Here is a 9,768-nt window from a genome sequence, read left to right on the forward strand (position 1 = left end):
GAGACCCCTCATCCGACGGCCTTCGGCCGCCACCTTCTCCCGCAAGGGGAGAAGGAACGCTGACGGGGATAGAGCGCCGTCTATCCCCGGCGATCTCGCCAAAGACCCCAACCAATCCAGCCGCTTGCAACTTTCTCAGCGCTCTGGATCAGACGCGCTGAAACCCGCTGCATAATGGACCCGTCCCGTCGCAGGGAGAGGGCGCAAGGATCCGGCCCGAAGCGTGCGACGTGGATGCGATCGAGCGGGGCCGCCGGAGCTGCGTGAGCAGGGCCGGGCCAGGCTTAAAGGAGGATGGGGGACGTAAACCCATCCATCGGGGGTCTGCCTGTATCGGCTCCCGCCCGTCCGAGGGTCCGCTCCGGCGCCTTCTGTCTGCACGCGATGGCTAGCGAAGCTTACAGCCCGGTTCCGGGGAAGGCACAAGCCGAAGGGGGTGAAGGGCGGAAAAGGCCCGCGCGCCCCGGCCTGAGGCACAACGATCGCGCGGGGCGTCCAGCTTCGTCGAAACGGTATTCAAACTCACAGCTCCGGGCGAGGCCCGGACGCCCCGCGCCCTCTCCATCAGCTCAGCGGTTCACCGCGTGAGATCGCAAACCCGTTCCCTCTCCCCTTGCGGGAGAGGGTGGCCCTGCGGAGCAGGGTCGGGTGAGGGGTCGCGCGTACAGAAACGCCGCGACAGCCGATCAGCTGTCGCGGCGTCGGAAGTCTGAGAGACCCCTCATCCGTCGCCTTTCGGCGACACCTTCTCCCGCAAGGGGAGAAGGGTCTCGCTCCTAGTGCTTGAACGACACCGACACGCCCATGAACCGGGGCTCGCCGGCGATGAAGGTGGGGATGCCGAAGGCGTCGCCGGTGTTGCCGGCGTCCTTGATGTAGTCCTGGTCCAGCGCGTTGGTGACGAAGGCGCCGAAGGTCACAGGGCTGTCCTTGGGCTGGTAGGTCAGGCGCAGGTTCAAGAGGCCGAAGGCCTTCTGGACCTCGTCCTGCACCGTGTCCTTGATCACGCCCGTCGTGCTCTGCAGGGCGGCGATGTCGTTGTTGTTGTCGAAGAACTGTTCCGACTGCCAGGTCCAGGTCGGCAGGAAGGTGAACTTGCCGATCCCGGTGTCGCGCGAGGCCTTCACGCCCAGCGAGAACGAGTGGTCGGGCGACAGACGGAAGTGGTTGCCCTCGAACCGGCCGTTGCCGAACCGGGCGTGGCTGTAGCCGTAGGTGGCGAACACCAGCAGGTCGGACGTGGCCTGGAAGTTGGCCTGGCCCTCGAAGCCGTAGGCCTTGGCCTCGCCGGCGTTGATGGTGATGGCCGTGCCGGTGCTGGTCACGCCGCTGGTCTGGAAGTTCTCGTAGTCGTAGCGGTAGATCGCCCCGTCCACGGTCAGGCGACGATCCAGCAGGGCGGCCTTGGCCCCGACCTCGTAGGAGGTGACCTCTTCGGCCGGCACTTCGCTGAGGCTGGCGCCGGTCAGCACCTTGGGACGACGGCCGGTCGAGACCGAGCCATAGACGTTGACGTCGTCGGCCAGCTCGTAGCGGGCCACCAGGCGCCAGGTGACGCCGCTGTCGGTGAAGTCCTTGTAGTAGGTCGAGACCGGCTGGACGATCAGGCCGCGGGTGACGGTGGCGGTGCTGCCGCCGATGATCGACGGGCTGCTGATCCAGGCGCCGTAGCCGCTGGTCTTGTCGTCGTAGGTGTAGCGCAGGCCGGCGGTCAGCTCGAGGCGGTCGGTGGCCTTGAAGGTGACGTCGGCGAAGGCGTCGTAGGAGTTGGTCTTGCCGTAGTTGGTGTATTCCTCGGTGCGGCCCGACGACAGCGCCGACAGGGCCGGGATGGCGTTGATCACGGTCGTCGACAGGCCGTTGGGGATCGACAGCTGGCCGGTCAGGAAGAGGTAGGCGATCTTCTCGTTGATCCGCAGCGGCACGCGCTGGCTGCCGTCTTCCCAGAACATGCTGACGCCGCCGAAGGCGGTGATCCTGCCGCCGGCGTCGTAGTTGAGGCGGAACTCCTGGCTGGCCGACTTGCCCTGCGCGTCCTCGGCGAACACGAACAGCGGCAGCGAGAAGCCGTCCGGATCGAACACTTCCTCGCCGCTGAAGTAGCGGTAGGCCGAGGTCGAGTTGAGGGTCAGGGCGTCGTTCAGCTTGTAGCTGGCCAGGGCCGTCAGGCTCCACAGGCGGCGGTCCAGGCCCAGCGGCTGGCCGTTCTCGAAGCCATCGACGGTCGACAGGGCCGCGCCGGAATTACGGCCCAGGTCGCCGATCACCTTGCCGGTGGTCGGGTCGGTCGGGGCGTAGGTCAGCGACTTGAACGAGGTGCCCGACGGATTGTCCTGCTGGTAGTTGTAGAGCACGTCCAGCTTGAAGCGGTCGTTGGGCGTGTAGTTGACAGCCAGGCGCGCGGCCACGGTGTCGGTCGAGTTGAAGTCCTCGCCGCCCAGCAGGTTCTCGACATAGCCGTCGCGCTTCTTGACGCGGGTCGACAGACGCACGGCCAGGGCGTCGGTGATCGGGGCGTTCACCATGCCCTCGGCCATGAAGTACCCGTAGTCGCCGCCCTCGACCTTGAGGCTGGCGTCGAAGTCCGGCTTGGCCTTGGCCTGGATGATGTTGACCGCGCCGATCAGGGCGCCGCGGCCGTAGAGGGTCGATTGCGGACCCTTGGCGATCTCGACCCGCTCCAGGTCGAAGAGCTCGACGTAGGAACCGCGCGACTTCGAGATCGACACGCCGTCCTGATAGACCGACACGCGCGGCTCGTTGGTGGCCTCGCCGCTGTCCGAGGTAATGCCGCGCATCACGAAGCCGGGGTTGTTGGGCGACTGGTTCTGCACGTCGAAGCCAGGCACGAACTGGCCCAGTTCCTCGAACTCCTGCAGGCCCAGCTCGTCGAGCTTCTCGCCGGAATAGGCCGTCAGGGCCATCGGCACGTCGAGGACCTTCTGCTCGCGCTTCTGGACGGTGACGATCAGCTCGTCGACCTGGGTCGGCGCGGCGGCGGTCTCGGCTTCCGGAAGCGGGGCGGCCAGGACAGGGCTGGCGATCGCCAGGGCCAGCAGGCTCGCGCCAGAAAGCGAGCCTGCGAGCGTAGTGGTGCGGATGGCGCGCATGGACTATTCCCCTCAAAACAACTGTACGAGGCCCCGCCCGTAGGGAGCGGCGGTGTCGCTTACGCGACGGGGTTGTGAAGGAGCCGTGAAACAGCGTGGCTGAAGCTGAGGACGACGTCGAAGACCTGCTGGATGCGCCCGCTGGAGGCGAACGGCGCCTGACGGCTGAACTGTCGGGCGACCTGGTCGGCCAGCGGCTGGACAAGGCTCTGGCGGCCCTCTTCGACGCGCTGTCCCGCGCCCGGCTGCAGGCCCTGATGGCCGAGGGCCGGGTCTTCCGCCTCGACGCCGGCGGCGAGCCCCGCCCCGTGACCAACGGTTCGGCCAAGGCCCAGGCCGGCGACTATCTCGTCGTCGAGCCGCCGCCGGCCCCGGCGATCCCGCAGCCCGAGACCATTCCGCTCAGCGTGCTCTACGAGGACGCCCACCTGATCGTCGTCGACAAGCCGGCCGGCATGGCCGTGCACCCGGCGCCGGGCAGCGAGACCGGCACCCTGGTCAACGCCCTGCTGGCCCACTGCGGCGACAGCCTGTCGGGCGTCGGCGGCGTGGCCCGGCCCGGCATCGTCCACCGGCTCGACAAGGAGACCTCCGGCGTCATGGTCGCGGCCAAGAGCGACGCGGCCCATCGCGGCCTCTCGGCCCTGTTCGCCGCCCACGACATCGACCGCATGTACGTGGCCCTGGTGCGCGGCGCGCCGCAGCCTTCGTCCGGCACGATCGAAACGCGCCTCGGCCGCTCGCCGCACGACCGCAAGAAGATAGCGGTTCTGAAGAGCGGCGGCCGCGAGGCCACCACCCACTACCGGGTCGAGCGCACCTTCGGCGGCGACGGCGCCAAGCCCCTGGCCGCCCGGGTGTCCTGCCGGCTGGAGACCGGCCGAACCCACCAGATCCGCGTGCACATGGCCAGCAAGGGCTCGCCGTGCCTCGGCGACCCCGTCTACGGCGCCGGCGCCCCGGCGGCCCCGGTCAAGGCGGTGCTGACCGAAACCGCCTTCGCCCGCCAGGCCCTGCATGCGGCCCTGCTCGGCTTCGTCCACCCGGTGACGGGGCAGACCCTGCGCTTCGAAACGCCCCTGCCGCCCGACATGGCGGCGGTCGAGGCCGGGCTGGAGGCGCTGTAGCCGATGGCCAGAGGCCGCACCTACCTGCGCTTTCGCCGCTTCGTGGATCGGGAACTGGCCAGGCCGAAGACCGCCGCCCCGCTGCCGGTCTGCCTGCTGGTGCTCGCCATGGTCTTCCTGAAACCGCACCTGGCTCCACCCGCGGCCCTTGCCGGCTGGATCATTGTCGCGGCGGCTTCCCTGGCCTGGGTCGCCTTCATCGCCTGGCGCGGCTGGCGTCTCTTCCGGGCCGGCGCCCTGCGCGGCGACCGCGCGTTCGACCAGCGCGGCAAATTCAAGCTCCCACCGGAGTATTGGACCTCGGAAAGCGTCAGCCGGGCGCGCCGCCGAAAGCGTTGAACCGCCTTGCGTCCGAGCAATATTCGCGCCCTAATTCGGCTTGACCGCCCGCTTATCGGTAAAGGGCTGGAGATCTGTCCCATGTCCCTCGCCGCCCGCCTCGTTCCCGCACTCGCCCTGCTCGCCGCGCCCGTGATGGCTTTCGCCGCCGGCGCCGACGACGAGGTGGTGGCCACCGCCAAGGCGACGACCAGCCCGGCCCAGGCTCAAGCCCAGGCCGAAGCCGCGCCGGCTCCGGCCGCGCCCGCCGCGACCCGTCCGCTCACCACCCAGGAGCAGATCGACGCCTGGCTGAAGGCCTCGCCGGTCAAGACGGTCGACGACAACAGCGGCCCGCTGAACCTGACGCGCGCCGACGAGGACGGCCCGACCAAGCGCAAGATCCACGGCAGCGTCGAGGTCGGCGTCGGCACCGGCGGCTATCGCCACATGGGCGTCACCGCCTTCTATCCCGTCGGCGAGAACGGCACCCTGGGCGTCGCCGTCAGCCAGACCGAGTACGGCAAGAACGGCCGCGGCGGCTATGGCTACGACGGCTACGGTTATGGGGGCTACGGCTATGGCGGCCTCGGCTACGGCCCCTACGGCTATGGTCGCGGCGGCAAGAGCCAGTCGATCGCCCTGTCGCTGGACATGACCGGTCGCGGCTCGGCCGCCGAACGCTGTGCGAGCGGTCTCCGCGCCGACGACGGCCGCTACATCGAACCGCTGTGGGCCACGCAGATGCGCGGCGCCCAGCGCCCCTGCGACATCGACGACCGTCCGTAAAATTCGGGTTCGGACGAGTCCCGTTGCGGCGTTCGCCGAAGCTTAACGGCTTGCCGTCATGGTGCCCAGCAATCGGGGACCTTCAGGCGTAAGCATGCAGCCGGACATCACTGCGTATCACCATGCCGCCACGGGGCGGGTGACCTATCTCGTGGCCGATCCGGCCACTCTGCTGTGCGCCATCGTCGATCCGGTGCTCGATTTCGACCCGGCCACCGGCGAGACCTCGACCGCCTTCGTCGACGGCATCATCGCCGACATTCGCGAGAAGGACCTGGGCCCGACCTGGATCCTCGAGACCGGCGTCCACACCGGACACCTCTCGGCCGCCGGCCACCTGAAATACGAGACCGGCGCCTCTGTCGCCATCGGCGCCCACGTGCTGGAAAGCCTGCAGCGCCTCGTGCCCGCGCTCGGCGCCGAGGGCGTCGACCTGGAAGGCTGGGACTTCGACAAGCTGGCCCGCGAGGACGACGAGCCGCTGATCATGGGCGGGATTGAGTTCCACCCCATCGCCCTCTCTGGCCGCCTGCCCGGCGCGGTGGCCTACAAAGCCGGCGACGTGGTCTTCGTCGGCGACGCTCTTCTGCCCACCGGCCTGCCCGACAGCGACGCCCCCGGCGCCGATGCGGCCGGCCTGTTCGCCGACGCCCGCAAGCTGCTCTCGCTGCCCGACGACACCCGTCTGCTATCGAGCCAGGGCGAAACCACCGTCGCCGCTCAGAAGGCCGCCAATCCCGACGCCGGCGACGCGGTCTCGCAAGCCGAGTTCGTCGCCCGCCGCGCCGGCGAAAAGCCCGCCCCCTCGGCCCTGACCATCGCCGCCCTCGACGTCGCCGTCCGTTCGGGCAAGCTGCCCTATCCCGACGAGGCCGGCGTCCGCTTTCCGTCGCGGAATATCAGTTCGCTTTAAAAACGGACTTGCCTTCGTCGCCCTCGGCGCGCCTAATACTTCGCACGTGAAGCATTAGGAGGCCTCGCCATGGCCGACGACCAGAGCGCCAACCTCACCGCCGTCCAGGCCGGCAGCCTGCCCGACCACCTGGGCCTGCAATGGCTGGAGGCCAAGCCAGGCCTGGTGCGCGGACGCTTCGACGTCAAAAGCCATCACATGGCCCCCAACGGCTTCCTGCACGCCGCCGCCGTCATCGCCCTGGCCGACAGCGCCGCCGGCTACGGCTGCGTCGTCTCCCTGCCCGAGGGCGCGACCGGCTTCACCACCATCGAGTTGAAGTCGAACTTCCTGGGCACCGCCCGCGACGGCGGCGTGGCCTGCGAGGCCAAACTGATCCACGGCGGCCGCAACACCCAGGTCTGGGACGCCGTCGTCACGGCCGAAGGCACGGGAAAGACCATCGCCCTTTTCCGCTGCACCCAGATGGTTCTCTACCCGAAAGCCTGAGCCGCCACGGTCCGGACGCGGATCAAGCCGTCGCCCGACGCAGGAAATTGCGCCCTGAGACAGAAAAGCGCACCGGAGCCTCTTGCGCTCTTTCGGCGGCGCGGATAGGTATCCCGCCCTCACTCAAGGCTGGCCCCAAGCCAGCCACGAAGACCCCCTGGAGAGGTGGCAGAGTGGTCGAATGTACCGCACTCGAAATGCGGCGTGCCTGGAAGGGCACCGTGGGTTCGAATCCCACCCTCTCCGCCATTACCCCCTGAAAATCGACCCTGCGAAAGCGCCCACGGCGCTAGCCTGATCGCGTGCTCTCGCGTTCGACCAGCCGGGCCGGCACGACCCGCGCGACGCAGGTCGCCCCCGCTTCCAGGCTCAGCAGCTCCATCGCCGCCGCCACCAGGGCCTCGATGTCCTGGTCGAACGAGGTCAGGCGGTAGGGAGCCCACGCCGCCATGTCGAGATTGTCGTAGCCGACCAGCAGCACGTCGTCGGGGACCTTCAATCCGAACGCCTCGCGCAGCACGTCGATCGCGCCGAACGCCGCCAGGTCGTTGGCGCAGAACAGGGCGTCGGGCCGCTCTGCCTCGCCGAACAGGACCCGCGCCGCCTGCGCCCCGCTGGCGTAGTCATAGCCGCCGCCGGCACGGACGGCCGGCGGCAGGCCAAGGCTCGACAGGCCATGGGCGAAACCGGCTTCGCGGGCGACCTGGGCCGGGCTGTCGGCAGGGCCCGCGACGAAGCCGAACCGGCGCCCGCCACGGGCGTGCAGCAGCCGCGCCGCGGTCTCGCCGGCGGCGAAGTTGTCGGACGACACCGAGCGGATCCAGTCCCCGGCCAGGTCCGAGTTCAGGGTGACGATCGGAATGCGCAGCTTCGACAGCTGGTCGGCGGCCTCCTGCGAGGTCAGGGCCAGGGCCGAGACCACGGCGTCCACCCGATAGCCGGCCAGCTGATCGACGACGCCGTCGAGGATGCGGTCGCTGTCGACCCGAACCAGCAGCATCTGCCGCCCCGCCGCCGTCAGAGCCTTGGAGAAGGCCTCCAGGGTCATGGCGAAATAGGGATTGTAGAACCCGCCCACGACCACGGCGACGATGCCCGAGCGGTTGGTCTGCAGGATCTTGGGCAGGAGGTTGGGCCGATAGCCCAGGGCCTCGGCGGCGGCCATGACCTTGGCGCGCGTGGCCTCGGCGATCTTCGCGCCCGGCGTGAAGGCGCGCGACACCGCCGACTGCGACACCCCCGCCGCCTTGGCCACGTCGATCGACGACGGCGGCCGCCAGTTTCCGCTCATGCGACGATCCCTCGCACCCCTTTCCCCACGCGAGCCTGTTTAGAGGGTTGCGCGTCGGCTGGCGAGTGAATAGCTATGCACACATTCGATCAAACCGCAGCGTGGCCCTAACCGCGCGCCACGTCCGCCGGGATCCACCCGGGCGGGCGATAGGCGCGTGCGCGACCGGCTTCGCCGCCCTCCGTTCCGACAAGGCCCGCCATGAGCGTCCCCGCCCGCAGCGCCCCCTCCGCCGCTCTCGTCCAACTGGCCCTGGCGCTGGGCGGCTTCGCCATCGGCACCACCGAGTTCGCCTCGATGAGCCTGCTGCCCGACTTCGCCCGCACCCTGGGCGTCGACGAGCCGACCGCCGGCCACGCCATCAGCGCCTATGCCCTGGGCGTGGTGGTCGGGGCGCCGATCATCGCCGTGCTGGCCGCCAAGATCGCCCGCCGGACCCTGCTGGTGGGCCTGATGGTGCTGTTCGCGGTCGGCAACGGCCTGTCGGCCCTGTCGCCCAACTTCGAGACCATGGTGCTGTTCCGTTTCCTCAGCGGCCTGCCGCACGGGGCCTATTTCGGCGTCGCGGCCCTGGTCGCCGCCTCGCTGGCCGCGCCTGACAAACGCGCCTCGGCCGTGGCCCGGGTGATGATCGGCCTGACCGTGGCCACCATCGTCGGCGTGCCGCTGGCCAACGCCGTCGGCCAGTGGATCGGCTGGCGCTGGGGCTTCGTCATCGTCGCCGTGCTTGCGGCCCTGACCGCTCTGTCGGTCTATCTGCTGGCCCCGCGCGACGCCGCGCCGAAGAACGCCAGCCCGCTGCGTGAACTGTCGGCCCTGGCCAGCCGCCGTGTCTGGCTGACGCTCGGCATCGGGGCCATCGGCTTTGGCGGCATGTTCGCGGTCTATACCTATCTGGCCTCGACCCTGATCGAGGTCACCCACGCCTCGCCGGCCGCCCTGCCGCTGGTGCTGATGGTGTTCGGCTTGGGCATGACCGCCGGCACCCTGGTCTGCGCCTGGGCCGCCGACCGCGCCCTGATGCCGGCCGTCGGCGTCATCCTGCTGTGGAGCGCCGCCTCGCTGGCCCTCTATCCGCTGGCCGTCGGCAGCCTGTGGACCCTGGTCCCGGTGGTGTTCCTGATCGGCTGCGGCGGCGGGCTCGGCGCGGCGCTTCAGACCCGCCTGATGGACGTGGCCGGCGAGGCCCAGACCCTGGCCGCCGCCCTCAACCACTCGGCCTTCAACACCGCCAACGCCCTGGGACCCTGGCTGGCCGGTCTGGCCGTGGCCTCGGGTTTCGGCTGGCGCTCGACCGGCTGGGTCGGCTGCGCCCTGGCCCTGGGCGGCTTCGTGGTCTGGGCGATCGCCGTCTGGGACGACCGCCGCCAGACCGAGGCGACGGCGGCGGCCTGATAGACCACACCCTCCCCCGTAAAACCCCCGCGAAAGCGGGGGCCCAGGCTTTTTCTGAAAGGTGTGGCGCTCGACGATAAAACGCCTGGGTCCCCGCTTTCGCGGGGATTTTACGGAAGGGGGAGAGCCCTAGACGGCCACCGTCTCCTGCAGCGCCCTGGCCACGGCCTCGGCGTTAGGTCCGAGCACCAGGTGCGCCACCGGCCCGCCCAGCCGCACGAGCGCGCGGACGCCGGCGGCCTTGAGCGCCGCCTCGTCCAGCTTGGACGGATCGACCAGTTCAAGCCGCAGACGGCTGGAGCAGGCGGTGACGGCGAGGATGTTGGCCGCGCCGCC

9 protein-coding genes and 1 tRNA gene are annotated in these 9,768 nt (G+C 69.7%); 7 read left to right on the top strand and 3 right to left on the bottom strand.

Annotation, left to right across the window (positions count from 1 at the left end):
* Nucleotides 1–776: 776 nt before the first annotated feature.
* Nucleotides 777–3,110: a TonB-dependent receptor gene (locus AC07NG_RS23065; RefSeq protein WP_494596582.1), complete on the bottom strand. Its 2,334-nt coding sequence runs from the start codon at nt 3,108–3,110 to the stop codon at nt 777–779.
* Between the two features lie 95 nt (nt 3,111–3,205).
* On the opposite strand from AC07NG_RS23065, the gene AC07NG_RS23070 reads away from it, so the two are divergent.
* The 6 genes from AC07NG_RS23070 to AC07NG_RS23095 all read left to right on the top strand — a co-directional run bounded on the left by AC07NG_RS23070 (nt 3,206) and on the right by AC07NG_RS23095 (nt 6,995).
* Complete coding sequence (locus AC07NG_RS23070) at nt 3,206–4,237, top strand: RluA family pseudouridine synthase (RefSeq protein WP_494596584.1); 1,032 nt, start codon at nt 3,206–3,208, stop codon at nt 4,235–4,237.
* Nucleotides 4,238–4,240: 3 nt separating this feature from the next.
* Nucleotides 4,241–4,576 carry a hypothetical protein gene (locus AC07NG_RS23075; protein ID WP_494596586.1) on the top strand — a complete coding sequence of 112 codons (336 nt, stop codon included), beginning with the start codon at nt 4,241–4,243 and terminating at the stop codon, nt 4,574–4,576.
* 81 nt (nt 4,577–4,657) lie between these two features.
* Entirely contained in the window at nt 4,658–5,344 is a 687-nt protein-coding gene (locus tag AC07NG_RS23080) for a hypothetical protein (RefSeq protein ID WP_494596588.1), read from the top strand.
* A 94-nt stretch (nt 5,345–5,438) separates the two neighbouring features.
* A complete protein-coding gene (locus AC07NG_RS23085; protein ID WP_494596590.1) occupies nt 5,439–6,257 on the top strand; it encodes an MBL fold metallo-hydrolase in 819 nt (272 codons plus the stop codon).
* 69 nt (nt 6,258–6,326) lie between these two features.
* Nucleotides 6,327–6,746 (top strand): PaaI family thioesterase, encoded by a 420-nt coding sequence (locus AC07NG_RS23090; protein ID WP_487290104.1) that lies wholly within the window; start codon nt 6,327–6,329, stop codon nt 6,744–6,746.
* Nucleotides 6,747–6,905: 159 nt separating this feature from the next.
* Nucleotides 6,906–6,995, top strand: a tRNA-Ser gene (locus tag AC07NG_RS23095).
* Nucleotides 6,996–7,035: 40 nt separating this feature from the next.
* On the opposite strand, the gene AC07NG_RS23100 is transcribed toward AC07NG_RS23095, so the two are convergent.
* Nucleotides 7,036–8,037: a LacI family DNA-binding transcriptional regulator gene (locus AC07NG_RS23100; protein WP_494596592.1), complete on the bottom strand. Its 1,002-nt coding sequence runs from the start codon at nt 8,035–8,037 to the stop codon at nt 7,036–7,038.
* 201 nt (nt 8,038–8,238) lie between these two features.
* Between AC07NG_RS23100 and AC07NG_RS23105 the strand changes: the two genes are divergently transcribed.
* Entirely contained in the window at nt 8,239–9,432 is a 1,194-nt protein-coding gene (locus tag AC07NG_RS23105; RefSeq protein WP_494596594.1) for an MFS transporter, read from the top strand.
* A gap of 129 nt (nt 9,433–9,561) precedes the next feature.
* Here the strand turns inward: AC07NG_RS23105 and AC07NG_RS23110 are convergent.
* A partial coding sequence (locus AC07NG_RS23110) for a PTS sugar transporter subunit IIB (protein ID WP_494596596.1) occupies nt 9,562–9,768 on the bottom strand: 207 nt, incomplete at its 5' end.

It is taken from the genome of Caulobacter sp. GW821-FHT10C03 (assembly GCF_059415485.1).